Here is a 22,033-nt window from a genome sequence, read left to right as displayed (position 1 = left end):
CCGCGATTCATACAACCTTAGATTATATATCGTCATTTTATCCCGGCGGCATTGACCGCGATAACCATTGGGCAGGGATAAAATGATCAAAATAAAGAGCATCATCAAGACGTTCGTCGCCGACGAGTCGGGTGCAACGGCCATCGAATACGGCCTCATCGCCGCCGGCATTGCACTTGCCATCATCGCGGTCGTTAACGGTCTCGGAACGAACCTCAACGGCAAGTTTGCCGAGATCAACACGTCGCTGAAGTAAGTCCGCGCAGCGCTTCGATTGGCTCCGGTTCTCAGCCAGAGCGATCTGCTCGTTTCGTTCTTTCCTGGCTGCGGCTGGCACTGACCTCGGCCGCAGCGAATGCCAGCAGTTGTCGGCTGAGCTTGCGAGGATGAACGAGCGCAAACAAATTGCCGGCCGATCGCCGCGCAACTTGCAAAAACTCCATAGACAAGAAAAAAGGGCCACTTGCGAAAGCAAGCGGCCCAAGTCTAGGGAGGAAACGCCCAAGGAGGGCAGCGATAGCGCCAGGCGCTACCGCACCGCAACAATATGCATCCCTGGGCTTCGAAGTGCAAGAGTTTTCGGGCATTTTCTCATGCAAAAAATGCAAGGCTTTTTGCCGCTCGCAGCATGGTCGTCACAATTAAACTCAGCAAAAACAGATACTTGAAAAATGGTCAGCCATTTTGACGCATTTTAGAAATGAACAAAAGTTCATTCTTAATGCCAAATTCCAGTTCTTCGGCTCATAATCTTTGGCGAGTCAAATTGCGCACATTGCGCATAAATTCAATTGCGCGGTCTGCGCAAAATTCGCGACCGGTGGGCAAATGCGAGCGCCTCATATGCAGCTTGGCCCAAGCCGCGATATAGGTTGATACAACCAGCCAACGACTCTTCGCCGTAAAGGATCCAGCCGTGACGGTCATCGATTTCACCGCCTTCATCGGCCGGCTTGCCACCGCATCGGGCGAGACCATCCTTCCCTATTTCCGGACTTCGCTCAGCATCGACAACAAGAAGGCTGGCGATTTCGACCCGGTCACCGAAGCAGACCGCGGCGCCGAGGCCGTGATGCGGCGCCTGATCAAGCAGAGCTTCCCCCAGCATGGCATCGTCGGCGAGGAATTCGGCGTCGAACGCGAAGACGCGGAGTATGTCTGGGTGCTCGATCCCATCGACGGCACAAAGTCCTTCATCTCCGGCTTTCCGACCTGGGGCACCCTGATCGCCCTGCTGCACAAGGGCACGCCAGTCTATGGCATGATGCACCAGCCCTATATCGGCGAGCGCTTTTCCGGCGATAACGGCTCGGCGCGCTTTCAGGGCGCTGGTGGCAACAGCCGCAAACTGGCTGTGCGGCGCTGCGATTCGCTCGAAAAGGCCGTGCTCTTTACCACCAGCCCGCTGTTGATGAACGAGACCGACCGCGCGACCTTCCAGGGCGTCGAGACACATGTCCGCCTCTCCCGATATGGCGGCGATTGCTATTCCTATTGCATGCTGGCCGCCGGCCATCTCGATCTGGTCATCGAGACCGACCTCAAGCCCTATGACATCGCGGCCCTGATCCCCATCGTCACCGGCGCCGGCGGCATCGTCACCACCTGGGACGGCAAGCCGGCCCAGAACGGCGGCAAGATCATCGCTGCCGGCGATCCACGCGTGCATGCGGCGGCGATGAAGCTGTTGAATCCCTGACCTCAGCCTCGCGCCGCGGCGCGCAGATGCTCGACCAGTTGCTGTGCCGGGCGCGACATCGCCTTCAGATCGCGAAAGCAAATCGCCAGCTTGCGGTTGGCCCAGCTGTCCCGGATCCGCACCAGCGCAATCGGCATCGAGCGCGCGCAACGACGCGCCGCCACTTCCGGCACAATGGCGACGCCCACATGTGCCGCCACCATCTGGCACATGGCATCGAAATCGCGCATCTGGGCGCGATAGCGCAGCCGCGCGCCGAGGCGGGCCGCATATTTGCCGATGTGGTTCTGCAGCGCCGTCGCATTGGTCAGCCCGATGAAATCGCGATCGGCGACCTCGCGAAAATCGATCACCCGGCGCGACGCCAGATCGCTGCGCGGAGCCGTCACCAGCACGAGTCGATCCTCGCTGAAGATGAAGCGATCGAGCGTTTCCGGCAGCGTATGCTCGGCCGCAAAGCCGATATCAGCACTGCCTGCCGCAATCGCCTGCGCGATATCGGCGCTTTCGCGCTCTTCTGCCTCAAGGCTGACCTGCGGATGCTCGCGCAGAAACGCGGCCAGCGCCTTTGGAAGATGCTCGGAGAGACCAACAGTGTTCGCCAGCAGAACGATGCTCGCTTTGGTCCCGCTGGCATAGGCCGCCATATCGCTGCGGAGCGCTTCCACATCATGCAGCACCACGCGGGCATGGCCGAGCAGGCTTTCGCCCGCCGCCGTCAGTGTCACCCCACGCCGCCCGCGTTTGAGGAGCGCGACGCCGACGGCTGCCTCCAGCCCCTGAATGCGCGCGCTTGCCGAGGCCAACGCCAAATTCGCTGCTGCAGCGCCGCCCGTGATGCTGCGCGCCTCGGCCACGGCCGCGAACAGCCTGAGATCGACCAGATCGAAATGCATCGCGCATCCTCCAGCCTTCGGATCAGGCGAAGGCACTCTCCATAACCTCCAGATTGTGCCCCTCGCGAGGATCGGTCAATGTGTCGCACCATGACCGACACAATGCTCATTCTGATCGCCTTCGTTTTCGCACTCGCAGGCTTCGTCAAAGGCGTCATCGGCCTCGGCCTTCCCACCGTTGCGATGGGCCTGCTCGCCACCACCATGACCCCGGTTCAGGCGCTGACCATCGTCATCGTGCCCGCCGTCGTCACCAATATCTGGCAGACTTTCGCCGGCCCCTATCTGCGCGACATCATCCGCCGGCTGTGGCCGCTGCTGCTCACCACCGCGATTGCGATCTGGCTCGGAGGCGGCCTGATGACAGGCCCTTACGCCAAATATTGCGCCGTGATTCTCGGCGTGCTGCTCGTGGTCTATGCCGTGGTGACGCTGGTGAAATTCCAGTTCAGGACCGCGCCAAAGGATGAAAAATGGGTCGGCGGCATCGTCGGCGCCATCACCGGCGTGGTCTCGGCGGCCACCGGCGTGCAGGTCATTCCGTCGATGCCCTTCATGCAGTCGATCGGCATGGAGAAGAACGAACTGGTACAGGCGCTCGGGCTCTACTTCACCGTGGCAACCTTGGCGCAGGCGTTCAATCTCACCAGCGCCGGCCTGCTCAATGCGGCGACCGCCGTGCCGGGTGTCATTGCCATGATCACCGCTTTCGCCGGCATGTTCCTCGGCCAGGCCGTACGCGACCGCATGGCGCCGGAGCAATTCCGCCGCTGGTTCCTGATCGCGATGCTGCTGCTCGGAATTTATCTCGCGGTGAGCGCAACGATCGCTGTGATGAAGTGACGTTTGTAGGACGGGTTGAGCAGAGGCCGAAGGCCGGTGCGATAACCCATCATTCCGCCGATGGGTTTCGCTTCGCTCTTACCCATCCTACGGCTCCGCGCTTTATTTCGCTTCCAGCAGCGCCACACGAATCCCGAGATAAACAAACACGCCACCAAGCGCACGGTTGATCCAGACCAGCGCCCGGCCGGACTGACGCACACGCCGCGCTGCGCGTGCCGCAAACACCGCGACGAGCAGGCACCACGCTCCGCCCGTGCCGATGAACATCATCCCGAGCACCATGAAGGCCAGCGCCTTGTGCGGCGCATCCGCATCGACGAATTGCGGCAGGAAGGCTAGGAAGAACAGCGCGACCTTCGGATTCAGCGCGTTGGTAAGCGCGCCCTGCCAGAACACCTGGCTGAGCCTGATCGCCGGTCTGTCGATGGACGACGCCAGCAGATCGTCCGGCGCCTTCCAGCGCAGCATCTGAATGCCACTATAGAGCAGATAGGCCGCACCGACCCATTTCACGACGGTGAAGGCCGTCGATGACGCTGCAAGCAATGCAGATAGGCCGATAGCGGCTGCGAAGACGTGGACGAGACACCCAGCACAGATACCCAACGCAGCTGCGACGCCACCGCGCCATCCGATCTGCACGCTACGGCCAATGATGTAAGCTGTATCCGGCCCCGGTGTGATGTTGAGCAGCAGGCCGGAAAGAACGAACAGCCAGAGATCGTGAATGCCGAGCATGGTTAGTCTTCCTCATCGTCTCATTGTCATCGCCCCGCTTGACGGGGCGACCCAGTAAACACGGGCAGCGGTGTTTACTGGATCGCCCGCTTTCGCGGGCGATGACAGTGTGAGTGTTACTTAAACAACGGCGTCCCTGGCACAAACGCATCGAACGCCGCCCAGAATTGCTGCCGGTAGCGATCCTGCTCCTGCAGGATCTCGTGCTTTGCCCCCGCAATGACGAGATGCGATCCCGCCCGCAGATGATAGGCGAATTCCTCGATCGCCGCCGTCGAGACCACCTGATCATGGCTCGCAGCCAGCATAAGGATGGGCTGACGGATATCGACGGGATACCTTGTCGCGCGAAACCCGTGCATGGCGCGGATCGCGGTATCCGCCCAGGCGATGGTCGGCGCGCCGATGCCGAGCGTCGGATCTTCCTGCAGGATCGCGGCGTTGCGCGCATAGCGAACGGCATCGCTGGTCAGTTTGTTGTCGGGAAATGACGACGAGCCCACCAGCTCACCATTGCCACCGGGAACATAGTTGCCGCCCTGCCCGGTCCAGCGCAGGAAGCGCAGCAACAGCCGCGCCGGCAGCGAGGTGGCGCGGCCTGGCAGATCGATCATCGGCGCCGACAGCACCATGCGATCGAACCAGCGCTTCCCGGAATGCGCCACCCGCAGCATCACGGCACCACCCATGGAATGGGCCAACGCATAATAAGGTGGCGGACAATCCGGCATCACCACCTGCTGCACGAAGGCTTCCACATCGATTTCGAAATCCGAGAAATTCCGCACATAGCCCTTGCGCGCATCGCGCAGCCGCCGCGCCGAATGACCCTGGCCGCGCCAGTCGATCATCGCCACGGCAAAACCGCGATCGCGCAGATCGCGCACCGTCTCGAAATACTTCTCGATGAATTCGCCGCGACCGGTGAAAACGCACACCGTGCCCTTGTGGCCGGCAGGCGGTGCCCAGCGCGCGAAGCGCAGCTCGACACCATCGGATGTCTTGATCGTGCCGGACGTGGCGCCTTCGGGGACCGGATTGGCGGGGATCGAGACAAGCGTCATGCGGGACCGGCTAGGTGAAAAAGACGGGTTTTCAAGAGCCTGAGAGGCGCCGGCGAGATTCTTTCGCCTCCCCTTGCAGGCCGCAACACCCCTCCCATATCACCTTCATGCAGGCCTCTCTAGGCTGCATGTGACGAAAGCCCGGCCCGATTGGCGGGCGGGTAACTCAACAGTCGCTCAATGGAGGACTACCCTATGCGTACCTATGATCTCACCCCGTTTTATCGTTCCACCGTCGGCTTCGATCGCCTGTTCAACCTGCTGGACCAGACCACGGCTGAAACCGCGTCGGGCTATCCGCCCTACAATATCGAGCGCCTCGGCGAGAACGACTACCGTATCAGCGTCGCCGTGTCCGGCTTTGCGCCGAACGAGCTCTCTATCGTCGCGAAGGAAAACACGCTGACGATCAAGGGCGAGAAAGCTGCCAACCAGAATGGCAACTCGTCCGAAGTGCTCTATCGCGGCATCGCCGCCCGCGCCTTCGAGCGCGCCTTCCAGCTTGCCGACTTCGTGCAGGTGAAGAATGCCTCGCTCGAGAACGGCCTGCTCCATGTGGATCTCGTGCGCGAGATTCCCGAAGCTGCGAAGCCGCGCAGCATTCCGATTTCCACCAGCGCCGTGAGCGCACCCAAGGTGGTTGACGGCTCGGCCGAGAAAGTCGCTGCGTAATAGCGACTGTTACGTGAAGTAAGTGTAGCTGTGCGTTGTGAGCGCCCCGGAACCATCCGGGGCGCTTTTTTCTCGCATTCTCGTGAACATCCGTGATCGATCACAAAGCTGCGGCTGCGTAACGTCCAAGACCCCCGCATCGAACCTCGGCAAGACAGCGCCACTGTCTCAACCCATCAGGAGTTCATGCAATGACCACCACCCGGATACTTGCCGCGCTCGCGTTGAGCGCCCTTTCCGCCATCTTCACCGCCACCACAGCCGATGCGCAGACTGCCCCCGTAAAGGCCAAGAATGTCGTGCTGATCCACGGCGCCTGGGCCGATGGATCGAGCTGGGGCGAGGTGATCCCGCTGCTGCAAAAGGCCGGCCTGCATGTCACCGCCGTGCAGAATCCGCTGTCGTCGCTCGCCGATTCCAATGCCGCAGCCAAGCGCGCGCTCGCGCTACAGGATGGCCCCACGGTATTGGTCGGCCATTCCTGGGGCGGCACCGTGGTCAGCGATGTCGGCACCGATCCCAAGGTTTCCGCCGTGGTCTATGTCGCGGCGCGCGCACCCGATGCCAATGAGGATTTCGTCGCGCTGTCCGGCAAATTCCCGACGGGCCCTGTGCGCGCAGGCATCCAGACCCATGATGGCTATACGCTGCTGTCGGAGCCGGCCTTCCTCAAGGATTTCGCCAATGGCGTCGAGCCGACGAAAGCAAAGGTGCTGTTCGCCGAACAGGGCGATACGGCAGCCAGCATCTTCGCGGACCGTACGAGTGCTGCGGCCTGGCACGACAAGCCATCCTTCTATGCCGTGGCCAAGCAGGACCGCACCATCAATCCCGATCTCGAGCGCTTCCTCGCCAAGCGCATGAACGCCACCACCGTCGAAGTCGATGGCGGCCATCTCATCATGGTGTCGCATGCCCGCGACGTCGCAAACCTGATCCTGCAGGCGGCTGGTGTCACCACGCCTGCGAACAAGACGGCGATGAAGAAGTAAGAGCGTCGCTGAAGGCGAAACGACCCGGCGCTGCTGAGCAGGCCGGGTCGTTTTGGCGTTTGGCCGTAGGGCGGATGAGGCGAAGCCGTCATCCGCCGGCCGAGTGCATGTGGCGAAGAATGGCGGATTACGCTTCGCTTATCCGCCCTACGGCCGCGTTTTACCTTGGCAGCGTCGTCGTGCCCATCAACGCGGTATCGATCGAGCGTGCACACAGACGGCCTTCGCGGATCGCCCATACCACGAGCGACTGGCCGCGGCGCATGTCGCCGGCGGAGTACACTTTCGGCAGCGAGGTCGCGAAGTCGTTGAGGCCGGCCTGCACATTGCCGCGCTGGTCGAGTTCGACGCCGAGGGTCTTCAGCATGCCTTCGTGCACGGGATGCACGAAGCCCATGGCGAGCAGGACGAGATCGGCTTTCAGCGCAAACTCGCTGCCCGGGATCGGCTTGAACTTGTCGTCGACGCGCACGCAATTGAGCTGTGTGACCTTGCCGTCCTTGCCTTCAAAGCTCTGGGTCAGCACGGCGAATTCGCGCTCGGCGCCTTCGGCCTGGCTGGACGAGGTGCGCATCTTCAGCGGCCAGTTCGGCCAGGTGAGACCCTTGTTTTCCTTCTCCGGCGGAGCCGGCATGATTTCGAGCTGGGTCACCGACAGCGCGCCCTGGCGCAGCGAGGTGCCGATGCAGTCCGAACCGGTGTCGCCGCCGCCGATGACGACGACATGCTTGCCGCCGGCCAGGATCTCCTTGATGTCGCCGAGCGGCTCATTGCCGACGCGACGGTTCTGCTGCGGCAGGAAATCCATCGCGAAATGGATGCCGTCGAATTCACGGCCCGGGATCGGCAGATCGCGGCCGTGCTCGGCGCCGCCGGTGAGCGCGATGGCGTCATAGGTCTTTGCCAGCTCGACCGGATCGACGGCGTTCAGCGCGGTGCCGCCCACCGGCGTGTTGTAATGGAAGATGATGCCTTCGCCGACCATCTGCTCGACGCGGCGATCGATCACGGTCTTTTCCATCTTGAAGTCAGGAATGCCGTAACGCATCAACCCGCCGGCCTTGGCGAATTTCTCATAGACATGGACTTCGTGGCCGGCGCGGGCGAGCTGCTGCGCGCAGGCCATGCCGGCCGGGCCGGCGCCGATCACGGCGACCTTGTAACCGGTCTTCACGGCTGCGACCTGCGGCTTCAGCCAGCCATTGTCCCATGCCTTGTCGACGATGGCACATTCGATCGTCTTGATGGTCACCGGATTGTCGTCGATGTTCAGCGTGCAGGACGCTTCGCACGGCGCCGGACAGATGCGGCCGGTGAATTCCGGGAAGTTGTTGGTGGAATGCAGGTTGCGCGAGGCTTCTTCCCAGTTGCCGGCGTAAACCAGATCGTTCCAGTCCGGAATCTGGTTGTTGACCGGGCAGCCGGGCGTGCCGGGCTGCACCGAGCCGGTGCCGTGACAATAAGGGATGCCGCAATTCATGCAGCGCGCGGCCTGGCTCTGCGTGTCCTTGTCGCCGAGCGGAATCACGAACTCATTGTAGTTCTTCAGCCGCTCCGCGACCGGCGCATACTTGCGATCGTGACGTTCGATTTCGAGAAAACCGGTGATCTTGCCCATTTCAGCTTACCGCCTCTAACCCGTCTCTATCAGCTCGTCATTGCGAGGAGCGAAGCGACGAAGCAATCCAGTCTTCTTGTGCCCGTGGCCTACTGGATTGCTTCGCTTCGCTCGCAATGACGGCGAGTGTGTTGCTCGTCCGTACCTTACGCGCCGATCGCGATCTGCGGTTCGGCTTCGGCGGCTTTCGCTTTCAGCTCTTTCAGCGCGCGCCGATATTCGACCGGCATGACCTTGCGGAATTTCGGCAGCCAGGTCTTCCAGTCGGCGAGGATCATCTGCGCCTTCTTCGAGCCGGCATACTTTGCGTGGCGCGAGATCAGGATGTGCAGACGCTCGATGTCCGATTCCAGCAGGTTGGCGAACACGTCCACCTTGCCATGGGCCTCGAGATCGCCGGTGTGGTGATAGGTGTTCTGCGCGACCAGCTCCTCGGAGAGGACCGGCTCCAGTTCGACCATCGCCATGTTGCACAGCTTCTCGAAATCGCCGGCCTCGTCGAGGACATAGGCGATGCCGCCGGACATGCCGGCTGCGAAGTTGCGCCCGGTCTTGCCGAGCACCACGACGATGCCGCCGGTCATGTATTCGCAGCAGTGATCGCCGGCGCCTTCGACGACCGCGACCGCACCCGAGTTACGCACGGCGAAACGTTCGCCGGCGACGCCGCGGAAGTAGCACTCGCCCTCGATCGCGCCATACATCACGGTGTTGCCGACGATGATCGACTCTTCCGGCACGATGCTGGAATGGGCGGGCGGGCGGACGATGATCTTGCCGCCCGACAGGCCCTTGCCGACATAGTCATTGGCTTCGCCTTCGAGATCGAAGGTGATGCCGTTGCACAGCCAAGCGCCGAAGGCCTGACCGGCGGTGCCCTTCAACGACACCTTGATGGTATCTTCAGGCAGACCGGCATGGCCGTAGATCTTGGCTACCGCGCCCGACAGCATCGCACCGGCGGAACGGTTGGTGGAGTTGATCTTGGCATCGAACTTCACCGGCGCGCCGCGGTCGAGTGCCGGCTGCGCGTTGGCGATGAGTTCGCGGTCCAGCACCTTCTCCAGGTGATGGTTCTGCTCTTCCGAGTGATAGATCTTCTGGCCGGGCAGTTCGGGCTGGCGCACGAAAAGCTTGGAGAAGTCGAGACCCTTGGCCTTCCAGTGCGAGACGAGCGCCCCCTGGTCGAGCATCTGAACCTGGCCGACCATCTCGCTGAAATTGCGATAGCCGAGCTGGGCCATGATCTCGCGGACTTCCTCGGCAACGAAGAAGAAGTAGTTGATCACATGCTCGGGCTGGCCGGTGAAGCGCTTGCGCAGCACCGGATCCTGGGTGGCGACGCCAACCGGGCAGGTGTTGAGATGGCACTTGCGCATCATGATGCAGCCGGCGGCGATCAGCGGCGCAGTCGCGAAGCCGAATTCGTCAGCGCCCAGGAGAGCACCGATGACGACGTCACGGCCGGTGCGGAAGCCACCGTCCACCTGGACGACAATGCGCGAGCGCAGGCGTTCACGCACCAGCGTCTGGTGGGTTTCGGCGAGGCCGATTTCCCACGGGCTACCCGCATGCTTGATCGAGGTCAGCGGCGACGCGCCGGTGCCGCCTTCGAAGCCGGCGATGGTCACATGGTCGGCACGCGCCTTGGCGACGCCCGCGGCCACCGTGCCGACGCCGATTTCCGACACCAGCTTGACCGAGACCTGCCCCGTCGGATTGACGTTCTTCAGGTCGTAGATCAGCTGCGCGATGTCTTCGATCGAATAGATGTCGTGATGCGGCGGCGGCGAGATCAGGCCGACACCCGGGGTCGAGTGGCGCACGGCAGCGATCGTCGCATCGACCTTGTGGCCGGGCAGCTGACCGCCTTCGCCGGGCTTGGCACCCTGCGCCATCTTGATCTGCATCATGTCCGAATTGACGAGATATTCCGTCGTCACGCCGAAGCGGCCGGACGCGATCTGCTTGATGGCAGAGCGCATCGAGTCGCCATTCGGCATCGGCTTGAAGCGATCCGACTCTTCGCCGCCCTCACCGGTGTTCGACTTGCCGCCGATCCGGTTCATGGCGATGGCGAGCGTGGTGTGCGCCTCGCGCGAGATCGAGCCATAGGACATGGCGCCGGTGGCGAAACGCTTGACGATGTCGGCCGCCGACTCGACTTCCTCGATCGGCACCGGCTTGCGCTTCTCGTCCTCGGCGGTCTTGATCTTGAACAACCCGCGAAGCGTCAGCAGGCGCTCGGCCTGGTCGTTGAGCATCTTGGCGAAAGCGCGGTAGCGCTCCTGCGAATTGCCGCGCGCCGCATGCTGCAGCAGCGACACCGTCTCGGCGCTCCAGGCGTGATCTTCGCCACGGCTGCGATAGGCGTATTCACCGCCGATATCGAGGGCGTTCTTGAAGATCTGGATCTCGCCGAATGCCTCGGTGTGGCGACGTACGGTTTCCTCGGCGATCTCCGGCAGACCGACGCCCTCGATCTTGCCGTGGGTGCCGGCGAAGTACTTGTTGATGAATTCGGTCCGCAAGCCGACAGCGTCGAAGATCTGCGCGCCGCAATAGGACTGGTAGGTGGAGATGCCCATCTTGGACATCACCTTCAGCAGGCCCTTGCCGATCGACTTGATGTAGCGCTTGACGATCTCGTAGTCGTCGAGCGCCGTCGGCAGCTTGTCCTTCATCGCGATGATGGATTCGAAAGCCAGATACGGGTTGATCGCTTCGGCGCCATAGCCCGCGAGACAGGCGAAGTGATGCACTTCGCGCGGCTCGCCGGATTCGACAACAAGACCGACGGAGGTACGAAGGCCGGTGCGGATCAGATGGTGATGCACGGCGGCGCAGGCCAGCAGCGCCGGGATCGGAATGCGATCGGAACCGGCCATGCGGTCCGACAGGATGATGATGTTGACGCCCTCGCGCACCGCGCCTTCGGCACGCGCGCAGAGTTCATCCAGCACCTGCTCCATGCCTGCAGCACCAAGGCCGGCATGGAAGGTGGTGTCGAGGGTGCGCGACACGAAGTGCGAGTCGGCCACATCCGAAATCGAGCGGATCTTTTCGAGATCCTGGTCGGTCAGGATCGGCTGACGGACTTCGAGGCGCTTGGTGGTGGCGACGCCTTCATGGTCGAGCAGGTTCGGCCGCGGCCCGATGATCGAGACGAGGCTCATGACGAGCTCCTCGCGGATCGGGTCGATCGGCGGGTTGGTCACCTGCGCGAAGTTCTGCTTGAAATAGGTGTAGAGCGGCTTCGGCTTGTTCGACAGCGCCGAGATCGGCGTGTCGGTGCCCATGGAGCCCGCCGCCTCCTCGCCCTGCGACGCCATCGGCGTCATCAGGATGGTGATGTCTTCCTGGGTATAGCCAAACGCCTGCTGGCGCGCGAGCAGCGGCAGGTTGGAACGCTGGCCGGTGGACGGCGCATCGGGCAGCGTTTCCAGGCGCATCTGAGTGTTCTGCAGCCACTGCGCATAGGGATGGCTGGCAGCGAGCTGGGCCTTGATCTCTTCGTCCGGGATCAGGCGACCTTCCTCGAGATCGACCAGCAGCATCTTGCCGGGCTGCAGACGCCACTTGGTGATGATGTCTTCTTCCGGAATATCCAGCACGCCCATTTCCGACGCCATGACGATGCGATCGTCCTTGGTGACGAGATAGCGTGCCGGACGCAGGCCGTTGCGGTCCAGCGTCGCGCCGATCTGGCGGCCGTCAGTGAAGGCCAGCGCCGCCGGGCCGTCCCACGGCTCCATCAGGGCTGCATGATATTCGTAGAAGGCGCGGCGCTGCTCATCCATCAGGGGATTGCCGGCCCACGCTTCCGGAATCATCATCATCACCGCATGCGCGAGCGAATAACCGCCCTGCACGAGGAATTCGAGCGCGTTGTCGAAACAGGCGGTGTCTGACTGGCCTTCATAGGAAATCGGCCAGAGGCGGCTGATGTCCTTGCCGAACAGATCGGATTCCACCGACGCCTGGCGCGCCGCCATCCAGTTGGTGTTGCCGCGCAGCGTGTTGATTTCGCCGTTATGGGCGACCATGCGGAACGGATGCGCCAGCGACCAGGTCGGGAAGGTGTTGGTCGAGAAGCGCTGATGCACGAGGGCGAGCGCGGACTCGAAGTCCGCTTCGTGCAGGTCGGCATAATAGCTGCCGAGCTGGTCGGCGAGGAACATGCCCTTGTAGATGATGGTCCGGCACGAGATCGAACAGGCGTAATAGCCCGACAGGCCGCGCTCACGGCGCGAATAGATCGCCTGCGAGATCGACTTACGCAGGACATAGAGGCGGCGCTCGAAATCCGTCGCATCGACGACCTTGGCTTTGCCGATGCCGATGAAGACCTGCATGTTGGTCGGCTCGGTCGGCTTCACGCTTTCGCCGAGCGAGGCGTTGTCGGTCGGCACTTCGCGCCAGCCGAGCAGCTTCAGGCCTTCGGCCTTGATCTGGTCGGCGATGATGCCCTGCAGCACCTTCCGCCACGGCACGTCGCGCGGCATGAACAGCGCGCCGACGGCATACTGGCCGGGTTCCGGCAGTTCGAAGCCGAGCTCGGTCGCCTTGCGACTGAAGAACTTGTGCGGAATCTGCACGAGAATGCCCGCGCCGTCGCCGAAGCGCGGATCTGCGCCGGTGGCGCCGCGATGCTCGAGATTGCACAGGATGTTGATCGCGTCAGAGACGATCTGATGCGACTTCACGCCCTTGATATTGGCGATGAAACCGACGCCGCAGGCGTCCTTTTCCTGCGAGGGGTCATACATGCCCAACGCCGGCGGACGATACGTGTGCAGTTCAGGTTTGATGGCCGAATCTTTCACGTGAGCCGATTTGATAGCCGGGGCCGCCGCATGCATGCCGGTTTCGATCAATTGGCGCTCGTGCTCTGATCCGCTCATCTTCGTCCTCTCAGCCCCCACATCGGGGCTCTGCCACCCTTGTCGGCGCACCTTTGACGCTCGCGGAACCCGTACGGGCTACCGCTCGCGCCTTCAGCGAGCCTGGTTTTCAGAATTAAGACTGGTGGCAGCCCGCCGTATCCGGTGACCACCCCATATCCTGCCTTAACAAGCGCCTCTTTATCGGGAGCGCTCGCTTATGTCGCAGACCCAATGCGGGTTCTGCCACAAAAAATTGCGACAGTGATGCTGTCCTAACCATCACCTTGCCAAACTTTTATCTAGCACACAAGCGCAAGGGAGTCCGCCGCCGCAATGCAACAGCGCATGGCAAATCGCTTGTTTCGGTGTGTAACCAAACCGCAACGGCAAACCTAAAGGTGCCGCGATCCGGCCCTTTCCCTGCCGAAATCCAAAGCAAGGTTGGCGCCGTTCGTTAACGCCTGAGACGGGGAACTTCGCGAGGCGTGGACATAAGTCAATTCGGGCTCAGGACTGGGCTCATCTCCGGGCGCGGGGGCGTCGATGGAGCGTGCAATGAAATTCACTGTAGGTTGTCTGACCGCGGCTGGCCTGATGCTGGCGACGGCCGCGCAGGCGCAAGTCCTGCCGCCGATGCGGGGCGACGTGCGGGTATCGGATTTCGAGGAACCCGGCCCTTATGCGTCCATGCCACCGCCGCGGGTTTACGTGCCCGGACCGCGTTATGGCGACAGCTACGCGCCTGCGGTTCTTCCGCCGCAAGAAATTTATGCGATCCTGCGCGAGGCCGGCTTCTCGCCCCTCGGCGCTCCGCAGCAACGCGGGTTGTTCTACACGATCGCCGCCGTCGACCGCCGCGGCGAGGACGGTCGCATGGTGATCGACGCCCGCAGTGGCAGAATCCTGCGTTTCATGCCGGCCTATCAGATGGGCGATCGGATGAATCAGGAAGTCGTGGCGCGCTACGGCCCGGAAGCCGCCATGCCGGAACTCCCGCAATATCGTCGGCCGCCATTCGATCCGAAGGCGGCAGCGACCACGGCAGGGAATCCGCCGTCGGCGACTACGCCCGCGCCCAAGCAGAAAGTGGCAAGCCAAACCGCAACCGTGCCGCTGCCAAAAGCGCCACCGCCCAAGGCCGTTGCGACACCCGCGAAGCCTGTTGCGGTGGAGAAGCCCCCGGTGATCGACAAGCCGATCGCGGAGAAGCCTGCTGAACCGGCTGCCGTGCCAGCACCGGCGCCGGTGCAGCAGTCGGCGGTGACAGAGACGAAGCCGGCGGAAGTGAAGGCACCGGAAGCAGCGGCTGTGACGCCTGCTCCGGCTGAGAAGGCTGAAACACCGCCGACGGTGGCTCCGCCCGCAACGGAAGCGAGACCGGAGACGCCTGCACCGACGGGGGATAAGCCCGCTGTGGTGCAGGGATTGGAGTAAAACGGCGAAGCGAATGGCTTCCCTCCCCCAAGCAGCGCAGCTGCGCAGTGGGGAGGGTCCGCCGATAGGCGGGGGTGGGGACTCTCCCACGTGACGTCGTCGGAGCCTGCGGAAACACCCCACCCGTCTCGAACGCTACGCGTTCGATCCACCCTCCCCACGGCGCGCAGCTACGCTGCGCTTGGGGGAGGGATTAAGAACCATACTCCACCTTTTCCAGCGGCGCCCGAAACGTCGCGTGAAAACCGTCCGCATCATAGCTCTTGGTCACGCCGCCGCTCCCGGCGATCCCGAGATCGATCAAGCGCGTGCCAAGCCCTTTTCGCGTCGGCGCTGTCACTGCGGGCCCGCCGCTCTCGCGCCAGTCCAGCACCAGCGTGCCATTCTCCGTCCTCCACGACACCGCGACATGGCCACTGTTATCGCCGAGCGCACCATATTTCACTGCATTGGTCGCGAGTTCGTGCAGCAGCATCGACAGCGACAGCGCCGCTTTCGGATCGAGCGCGATCTCCGGCCCGTCGAGTTTGACACGCGCCTTGTCCGCATGGGCGGCGAGCACGCCGGCGATCACCGTGCGCAATGCGGCCGACGCCCAGCTCTGCTGTTCCAGTACATGATGCGCACGACTGAGTGCATCGAGGCGGCGCTCAAACGCCTCCACCGCGTCGCGCTCCTGAACGCTGCGCAGCGTCTGCGAGGCGATCGCCTGCACCAGCGCCATCGCATTGTTCATGCGATGGCCGAGCTCCTCGTTGAGCAATCGCATCTGCTGGTCGGCGGCGCGACGCACGGTCACGTCGTTGAACAGGATCGCCACCTGATGCGCTTCCGGCGCCCCGATGCGGAACGCATGGACGTCGTACCAGCGATCACCAAGCTGCCCGGCATGCTGCTCGAACCGCACAGGCTGGCCGGTCAGCGCAACCTTGCCATAGAGATCGAACCAGTGCTGCTCGTGCTCTGGCGCGAGATCGCGCATCCATTTGCCGGCGGCGTCCTGCAATCCCGTCTGGTCGGCAAAAGCCGCGTTGACCTCGACGAATTTGTAGTCGGTCGGCGTACCCTCGGCATCGAAAGCGAGTTCGATCACGCAAAAGCCGGCATCGAGCGAATTGAACAGCGTATAGTAGCGCGCCTCCAGATCGCCGTGGCGATCACCGGCAACCACCGAAGGCGCAGCGACATGGCCGCGCGATTGCCCATAAGCGCGCACGAGATCACGACGGAGTTCGAACTGCGTCATGACCTGCCGCGCCAGCGCTTCCAGCGCCGCGAGCTGATCCGACCGCAAGCCCCCGGGCCGCGCCACCGTATCGACCACGCATACGGTGCCGATGGCGACGCCCTCGGCCGCGATCAACGGCGCACCGGCATAGAAGCGCAGATGCGGTTCGCCGGTGACATGCGGATTGTCTTTTGTCCGCGGATCGAGGGTGAGATCGGGAATGTTTAGCGTCTCGGGCACCGCCAGCGCATGCGCACAGACCGACTGCTCAATGGAGGTCTCGCAGACATCGAAGCCCGACACCGCCTTGAACCATTGCCGATCGGCATCGACGAGCGAGATCAGCGCAACGGGCGCACCGCAGACCTGGCGGGCGAGCATGACGATGTCGTCGAATTCCGGCTCCGGCCCGGTATCAAGCATGCCATAGCTGTGCAGCACCGCACGGCGCTGCGGATCCATGACCGCTGCGGGGATTTGGCCGGTAAGCGCCGGATCGATACTCAACCTTGGATCGCCTTCCCCATGCGCGGATGGTCTGCGCGCCATTTCACTTCATCGAATTCCGCGCACGAGTTCAATGACTTCATGCATGGCATTCACATCGCGCGACACTAACGCGCAAGATGGAACTCCGTTTCCTAACCATTAATCTTCGCTTTACGGCGCCTTAAACCGCGACCGGTACCCTGCCGGGAACGGAGCGTGGTGTTTGCGTATGGCATGGGGCAAGAAAAAGGGCGGCGGACGCAAGGAGCCGACATTCGGCATCTCTGCCGCATTGTCCGATCTGCGCCTGTCTGCTGCCGATCGCGTGCCCGGCGGCGATGAAGAGCGGCCGAAGAAGGCACAGAAACGTGAGCCGGCCGAGAAGCCGCGCAAGTCCCGCACCTCCAGCAAGGCGCGCAGCAAGAGCCGCGGCGGTTTTGGCCGCAGCATCAAGCGGATGTTCTACTGGAGCGCCGTGCTTGGTCTATGGGCCGCAATCCTCATCGGCGGCGCCATCGTCTATGTCGGCGCGCACCTACCGCCGATCCAGTCGCTGGAAATTCCAAAGCGCCCGCCCACCATCCAGATCGTCGGCATGGACGGCACGGTGCTGACCACCCGCGGCGAACAGGCCGGCGACAATGTTTTGATCAAGGACCTGCCGCCCTATCTGCCGAAGGCCTTCATTGCCATCGAAGACCGCCGCTTCTATTCGCATTGGGGCGTCGATCCCATCGGCGTGGCGCGGGCGGCCGTGACCAATGTGATGCATCGCGGCGTCTCCCAGGGCGGCTCGACGCTGACCCAGCAGCTCGCCAAGAACCTGTTCCTCACGCAGGAACGCACCATGCAGCGCAAGCTGCAGGAAGTGGAGCTGGCATTCTGGCTGGAGCGCAAGCACTCGAAGAACCAGATCCTCGAACTCTATCTGAACCGCGTCTATTTCGGCTCCGGCGCTTACGGCGTCGAAGCCGCCGCACAAAAATATTTCGGCAAGAGCGCCAAGAACGTCACCATCGCCGAAGCCGCGATGCTGGCCGGTCTCGTCAAGTCGCCCTCGCGCCTCGCGCCCAACCGCAATCCCGAAGGCGCCGAAGCCCGCGCCAAGGTGGTGCTGGCAGCGATGCAGGATGCGGAATTCATCACCGCCGCCCAGGCCAGGGGCTCGGTGGGCGCGCCGCAATACAATGTGAAGCCGGTCGGCGCCGGAACGGTGAACTATGTCGCCGACTGGATCGGCGAAGTGCTGGACGATCTCGTCGGCCAGGTCGATGAGAGCATCGTTGTAGAAACCACCATCGATCCCAAGCTGCAGAGCACGGCCGAAGCCGCCATCATCGACGAACTCGCCGCCAAGAGCGTCAAGTTCAACGTGACCCAGGGCGCGCTGGTGGCGATGACGCCGCAGGGCGCGGTACGCGCCATGGTCGGCGGCCGCAATTACACCGACAGCCAGTTCAACCGCGCGGTCACCGCCAAGCGCCAGCCGGGATCGAGCTTCAAGCCGTTCGTCTATCTCACCGCCATCGAGTCCGGGATGACGCCGGAGACGATCCGGCAGGACGCGCCCCTCGATATCAAGGGCTGGAAGCCGGAAAACTACACCCACGAATATTTCGGCTCGGTCACGCTGACCCAGGCGCTGTCGATGTCGCTGAACACGGTCGCCGTCAGGCTGGGCATGGAAGTCAGCCCCGCCAGCGTGGTGCGCACGGCGCATCGCATGGGCATCTCCTCCAAGCTTGAGGCCAATGCCTCCATCGCACTCGGCACGTCGGAAGTGTCGATGATGGAGCTGGTCGGCGCCTATACGCCCTTCGCCAATGGCGGTTATGGAACGACGCCCTATGTGGTGACGCGGATCCGCACCGTCGAAGGCAAGAAGACGCTCTATGCCCGCCGCAACGACGCCCCGAGCGCTGTGATCGACGCGCGTGCCGTTGCCGCCATGAACACGATGATGCAGCAGACCATCCTCACCGGCAGCGCCAAGAAGGCGGAGCTGCCGGGCTGGTATGCGGCCGGCAAGACCGGCACCAGCCAGGATTTCCGCGATGCCTGGTTCATCGGCTACACCTCCCAGCTCGTCACCGGCGTCTGGCTCGGCAATGACGACAATTCGCCGACCAAGAAGGCGACCGGCGGCGGTCTGCCGGTCGATATCTGGTCGCGCTTCATGAAGGTCGCCCATCAGGGCCTGACGCCCGAACCAGTGCCGGGCTTGGCGCCATCCAGCGCGTTCAGCAACAATCCGATCGGCCAGGCGCTGTCGAGCCTGCTGCCGGGTTCGACCACGCCGCAGCAGCCCCCGCCGCCGCTCCCGCCGTCACTGCCCCCCGAGCGCGGCTATGTGCCGAGCGCACCGGTTTATAACGGCTATCGCGCCCAGCCGAATGATGCGCCACCGACCCAGGCGAACTATCCCGCGCAACAACGCGCCCGCCCGCAGCAGCAGAATGTGCGGCCGGAGGCGGGAAGCGGGATCGATGGATGGCTGTCGGAGCGGTTGTTCGGCCGCTAGAGGGCGGCGCTTCCCAGCACTCCACCCTCATCCTGAGGAGCGCGCTCTTCGCGCGCGTCTCGAAGGATGGCTGCACGCTCGGAGCCAGGCCATCTCATGGTTCGAGACGCGCGCAGGGCGCGCTCCTCACCATGAGGGACGAGAGCGCTACTCGCTCACCCCGAACCGGTGCAGATCATTGCCGTGGGTATCGAGCCAGGTCTTGGCCCGCTCGGTGGCCGGACAGATCTTCCCCACCACGCGCCAGAACTTCGCCGAATGGTTCATCTCCACCAGATGCCCGACTTCATGGGCGGCGAGATAATCCAGCACGAAGGCGGGCGCCAGGATCAGCCGCCATGAAAACGACAGCGAGCCTTCCGTCGTGCACGAACCCCAGCGGCTCGACTGGTCGCGAATCTGGATGCGCTTCACCTTCACACCCAGTTGCGCAGCATATTTCGCCGACGCCTTGGTCAAATCAGCCTTCGCTTCGCGCTTGAGGAAATCGTGGACACGTCGATCAATGTGCTCGACATCGCCGGCGACGCAGATGATCTTCTCCCCGCTGTCGCGCACCTCCGTCCACACGGTTCCGCGACCGGAACGGTGAACGATCTTATGATCCACGCCGCGCAGAGGCACGACAGTGCCATGCTGGAAGGGTGCTGCTTTCGGCAAACGACCAAGACGCGCGGCGATCCACGCGCCATGACGTTGCGCGAAGTCCTTTGCATCGACCAAGGTGCCGCGCGGTGGCATGGTCAGAATGGCTTCGCGATCGCTTGGATGAATCCGGAGTGTATATCTCGTCGCGCGGCGGTGCCTGCGCAGCCGAATGGCGAAGATTTGCGAGCCATGCTTGACCGCAATGGTGTCTGGTTCCGTGGGGCGGCGATAAAGTAGTGCGCGAAAGGCCATGTCAGGAGTTCCGGTCGTCAAGAGATCGACCGGAGACTGCCATAACCGCCGCCAGGAAAAGGGCTCGGCGCAAAAACAAATCATTTGCCCAAGATAAGGGGTCTTGGGCCGATTTGTCCCCTACGGAATGTAGCAGGAAACCCGAATCTTGATTCAAAGGTAAGCTCAAGAACCGAGTTTAGAATTGAATCGCGCATCACCCTTTGGGGATAGGTGAAAAATCCGGTTTACCGCTAATTTTCAAGGGTTTAACCGATTTCATCCTGCAACCGCGCGCATCTTTTGCGCGCGATTCAAAGCGTCTCTGCAGCGCTGCGCATTGATGCGCAACGCTGCGAAAATGAATCACTCTGCAGCGGCGTTACGACGTGCATGCGCAGCGCTTGCATGGAAGTCGCAGATGCGCGGAACGATCTCGGATTTGAATCGCGATCCATTGAAGACACCGTAGTGTCCAACACCGGGCTGCATGTAATGCACACGACGATCATCGGGGATCGATGTGCACAGCGTGTGTGTTGCTTGCGTCTGGCCGATGCCGGAGATGTCGTCCTTCTCGCCTTCCACCGTCATCAGCGCAACGTTCACGATCTTCGCAGGCTCGACCAGCTTGCCGCGATGGAGCATCTCGCCCTTCGGCAGCGCGTGCTTGATGAACACGGTATCGACGGTCTGCAGGTAATAATCGGCCGTCAGGTCCATCACCGCGAGATATTCGTCGTAGAATTCCCGGTGCTTGTCGACGAGATCGCCGTCGCCCTTCACCAGGTTCTCGAACAGCTTCTTGTGCGCGTCCATGTGGCGGTCGAGATTCATGCTGATGAAGCCGTTCAGCTGCAAGAAACCCGGATAGACATCGCGCATCACGCCCGGATGCGGGAACGGCACCTTGGTGATGACATTGTTGCGGAACCAGTCGATGCCCTTCTCGCCGGCGAGATCGTTCACCGCAGTCGGATTCTTGCGCGTATCGATGGGGCCCCCCATCAGCGTCATCGACAGCGGCACATAGGGGTCGTTATCGGCTTCCATCACCGACACGGCCGCAAGCACCGGCACCGCCGGCTGGCACACCGCCAGCACATGCACATTGCCGCCGAGCACGTGGAACATCTCGATCACATAGTCGATGTAGTCGTCGAGATCGAAGCGGCCGGCTGCGAGCGGCACCTGGCGCGCATCGGACCAGTCGGTGATGTAGACCTCATGGGTCGGCAGGAACGCTTCCACGGTGCCGCGCAGCAGCGTGGCATAGTGGCCGGACATCGGTGCCACGATCAGCACGCGCGGCTGCGGATGGCGCAGCGGGCGCGGGTGTTTGCGATCGAAATAGAGCAAACGGCAAAACGGTTTTTCCCACACCGAGCGGATCTCGATGGGCGTGCGAACGCCGTTCACTTCGGTGTCCTTGAGGCCCCATTCGGGCTTGCCGTAGCGGCGCGTGGTGCGCTCGAACAATTCGCAGCCGGCAGTGATCTGCTTGGCGAAATCCGTCTGTCCGAACGGATTGAGCGGATTCTGCAGCATCATCTTGGTGGCATCGGACATCGCTCGTGCCGGACCAAGAGAGGCATAGGCCATCTCATACATCCAGTACATCGGCGCGGTCATACCGGGGCTGGTTTCCGTCGGCAGCGCCGGCGGCCTGCCAAATTCACCTATCGGCATCTGTCCTCACATCCGTTGATGAGCGTGTTGCAGCGCACTATAGTGAAGACTGACTTAGAAAGCGTCAATGCGCCTGTGCCATGGGCAGGTGAGGAACAAGGTAAAATCAACCCTTTTCCGGCAGGCCATTGGTCGAATTTGGCTCTGTCCCTCATGGTGAGGAGTGACCGCAGGTCGCGTCTCGAACCATGAGCTGGCTGGACTCGGAGCGTGCGGCCATCCTTCGAGACGCCGCCTTGCGGCTGCTCAGGATGAGGACAGAGTAGTTGCTCCCCCTCATGGTGAGGAGCGGCCGCAGGCCGCGTCTCGAACCATGAGTTGGCCGGCTCGAAGTTCGCGGCCATCCTTCGAGACGCCGCCTTGCGGCACCTCAGGATGAGGA

15 protein-coding genes are annotated in these 22,033 nt (G+C 62.6%); 7 read left to right on the top strand and 8 right to left on the bottom strand.

Annotation, left to right across the window (positions count from 1 at the left end):
* Positions 1-82: 82 nt before the first annotated feature.
* Both ACIQ2A_RS08470 and hisN read left to right on the top strand, forming a co-directional pair.
* Positions 83-256, top strand: a complete 174-nt coding sequence (locus ACIQ2A_RS08470; protein WP_398477838.1) for a Flp family type IVb pilin — start codon at positions 83-85, stop codon at positions 254-256.
* A gap of 660 nt (positions 257-916) precedes the next feature.
* Positions 917-1,699 (top strand): histidinol-phosphatase, encoded by a 783-nt coding sequence (hisN, locus tag ACIQ2A_RS08465; protein ID WP_398477836.1) that lies wholly within the window; start codon positions 917-919, stop codon positions 1,697-1,699.
* Between the two features lie 2 nt (positions 1,700-1,701).
* On the opposite strand, the gene ACIQ2A_RS08460 is transcribed toward hisN, so the two are convergent.
* A complete protein-coding gene (locus ACIQ2A_RS08460) occupies positions 1,702-2,595 on the bottom strand; it encodes a LysR substrate-binding domain-containing protein (RefSeq protein WP_398477834.1) in 894 nt (297 codons plus the stop codon).
* A gap of 90 nt (positions 2,596-2,685) precedes the next feature.
* Here ACIQ2A_RS08460 and ACIQ2A_RS08455 point away from each other — a divergent pair, with 90 nt between their 5' ends.
* Complete coding sequence (locus ACIQ2A_RS08455) at positions 2,686-3,438, top strand: sulfite exporter TauE/SafE family protein (protein WP_398477832.1); 753 nt, start codon at positions 2,686-2,688, stop codon at positions 3,436-3,438.
* Positions 3,439-3,540: 102 nt separating this feature from the next.
* Here the strand turns inward: ACIQ2A_RS08455 and ACIQ2A_RS08450 are convergent, their stop codons facing one another.
* Complete coding sequence (locus tag ACIQ2A_RS08450) at positions 3,541-4,179, bottom strand: LysE family translocator (RefSeq protein WP_398477829.1); 639 nt, start codon at positions 4,177-4,179, stop codon at positions 3,541-3,543.
* A gap of 116 nt (positions 4,180-4,295) precedes the next feature.
* Positions 4,296-5,243, bottom strand: coding sequence for an alpha/beta fold hydrolase (locus ACIQ2A_RS08445; RefSeq protein WP_398477827.1), 948 nt, complete (start codon positions 5,241-5,243; stop codon positions 4,296-4,298).
* 195 nt (positions 5,244-5,438) lie between these two features.
* On the opposite strand from ACIQ2A_RS08445, the gene ACIQ2A_RS08440 reads away from it, so the two are divergent.
* Positions 5,439-5,915 (top strand): Hsp20 family protein, encoded by a 477-nt coding sequence (locus tag ACIQ2A_RS08440; RefSeq protein ID WP_398477825.1) that lies wholly within the window; start codon positions 5,439-5,441, stop codon positions 5,913-5,915.
* A 191-nt stretch (positions 5,916-6,106) separates the two neighbouring features.
* Positions 6,107-6,907, top strand: coding sequence for an alpha/beta fold hydrolase (locus ACIQ2A_RS08435; RefSeq protein ID WP_398477823.1), 801 nt, complete (start codon positions 6,107-6,109; stop codon positions 6,905-6,907).
* A 160-nt stretch (positions 6,908-7,067) separates the two neighbouring features.
* Here the strand turns inward: ACIQ2A_RS08435 and ACIQ2A_RS08430 are convergent, their stop codons facing one another.
* Both ACIQ2A_RS08430 and gltB read right to left on the bottom strand, forming a co-directional pair.
* Positions 7,068-8,525 carry a glutamate synthase subunit beta gene (locus ACIQ2A_RS08430; protein WP_398477821.1) on the bottom strand — a complete coding sequence of 486 codons (1,458 nt, stop codon included), beginning with the start codon at positions 8,523-8,525 and terminating at the stop codon, positions 7,068-7,070.
* 146 nt (positions 8,526-8,671) lie between these two features.
* Positions 8,672-13,429 carry a glutamate synthase large subunit gene (gltB, locus tag ACIQ2A_RS08425; protein ID WP_398477818.1) on the bottom strand — a complete coding sequence of 1,586 codons (4,758 nt, stop codon included), beginning with the start codon at positions 13,427-13,429 and terminating at the stop codon, positions 8,672-8,674.
* Positions 13,430-13,966: 537 nt separating this feature from the next.
* Here gltB and ACIQ2A_RS08420 point away from each other — a divergent pair.
* On the top strand, positions 13,967-14,845 hold the full coding sequence (locus ACIQ2A_RS08420) for a hypothetical protein (protein ID WP_398477816.1): 879 nt from the start codon (positions 13,967-13,969) through the stop codon (positions 14,843-14,845).
* A 193-nt stretch (positions 14,846-15,038) separates the two neighbouring features.
* Here ACIQ2A_RS08420 and ACIQ2A_RS08415 read toward each other — a convergent pair whose 3' ends face one another.
* On the bottom strand, positions 15,039-16,580 hold the full coding sequence (locus tag ACIQ2A_RS08415; RefSeq protein ID WP_398477813.1) for a sensor histidine kinase: 1,542 nt from the start codon (positions 16,578-16,580) through the stop codon (positions 15,039-15,041).
* Between the two features lie 211 nt (positions 16,581-16,791).
* Here ACIQ2A_RS08415 and ACIQ2A_RS08410 point away from each other — a divergent pair, with 211 nt between their 5' ends.
* On the top strand, positions 16,792-19,083 hold the full coding sequence (locus ACIQ2A_RS08410) for a transglycosylase domain-containing protein (RefSeq protein WP_398477857.1): 2,292 nt from the start codon (positions 16,792-16,794) through the stop codon (positions 19,081-19,083).
* Positions 19,084-19,230: 147 nt separating this feature from the next.
* Here the strand turns inward: ACIQ2A_RS08410 and ACIQ2A_RS08405 are convergent, their stop codons facing one another.
* Positions 19,231-20,067: a M48 family metallopeptidase gene (locus ACIQ2A_RS08405; RefSeq protein ID WP_398477811.1), complete on the bottom strand. Its 837-nt coding sequence runs from the start codon at positions 20,065-20,067 to the stop codon at positions 19,231-19,233.
* A gap of 261 nt (positions 20,068-20,328) precedes the next feature.
* Positions 20,329-21,651 (bottom strand): polyhydroxyalkanoate depolymerase, encoded by a 1,323-nt coding sequence (locus ACIQ2A_RS08400; RefSeq protein ID WP_398477809.1) that lies wholly within the window; start codon positions 21,649-21,651, stop codon positions 20,329-20,331.
* Between the last annotated feature and the right edge of the window lie 382 nt (positions 21,652-22,033).

Origin of the sequence: Tardiphaga sp. (assembly GCF_044336785.1) — a bacterium.
In the GTDB taxonomy this organism is placed as follows: Bacteria; Pseudomonadota; Alphaproteobacteria; order Rhizobiales; family Xanthobacteraceae; genus Tardiphaga.
The sequence above is the reverse complement of the archived record's forward strand: the minus strand, read 5'-3'. Positions and strand labels throughout refer to the sequence as shown.

Excerpts from the sequence above, each read along its gene's own strand:
- ACIQ2A_RS08420 (WP_398477816.1), top strand. The coding sequence starts at position 13,967 with ATGAAATTCACTGTAGGTTGTCTGACCGCGGCTGGCCTGATGCTGGCG.
- gltB (WP_398477818.1), bottom strand. The coding sequence starts at position 13,429 with ATGAGCGGATCAGAGCACGAGCGCCAATTGATCGAAACCGGCATGCAT.
- ACIQ2A_RS08410 (WP_398477857.1), top strand. The coding sequence starts at position 16,792 with ATGGCATGGGGCAAGAAAAAGGGCGGCGGACGCAAGGAGCCGACATTC.
- ACIQ2A_RS08455 (WP_398477832.1), top strand. The coding sequence starts at position 2,686 with ATGACCGACACAATGCTCATTCTGATCGCCTTCGTTTTCGCACTCGCA.
- ACIQ2A_RS08470 (WP_398477838.1), top strand. The coding sequence starts at position 83 with ATGATCAAAATAAAGAGCATCATCAAGACGTTCGTCGCCGACGAGTCG.
- ACIQ2A_RS08400 (WP_398477809.1), bottom strand. The coding sequence starts at position 21,651 with ATGCCGATAGGTGAATTTGGCAGGCCGCCGGCGCTGCCGACGGAAACC.
- ACIQ2A_RS08440 (WP_398477825.1), top strand. The coding sequence starts at position 5,439 with ATGCGTACCTATGATCTCACCCCGTTTTATCGTTCCACCGTCGGCTTC.
- ACIQ2A_RS08430 (WP_398477821.1), bottom strand. The coding sequence starts at position 8,525 with ATGGGCAAGATCACCGGTTTTCTCGAAATCGAACGTCACGATCGCAAG.
- ACIQ2A_RS08450 (WP_398477829.1), bottom strand. The coding sequence starts at position 4,179 with ATGCTCGGCATTCACGATCTCTGGCTGTTCGTTCTTTCCGGCCTGCTG.
- ACIQ2A_RS08445 (WP_398477827.1), bottom strand. The coding sequence starts at position 5,243 with ATGACGCTTGTCTCGATCCCCGCCAATCCGGTCCCCGAAGGCGCCACG.
- ACIQ2A_RS08405 (WP_398477811.1), bottom strand. The coding sequence starts at position 20,067 with ATGATTTGTTTTTGCGCCGAGCCCTTTTCCTGGCGGCGGTTATGGCAG.
- ACIQ2A_RS08435 (WP_398477823.1), top strand. The coding sequence starts at position 6,107 with ATGACCACCACCCGGATACTTGCCGCGCTCGCGTTGAGCGCCCTTTCC.
- ACIQ2A_RS08460 (WP_398477834.1), bottom strand. The coding sequence starts at position 2,595 with ATGCATTTCGATCTGGTCGATCTCAGGCTGTTCGCGGCCGTGGCCGAG.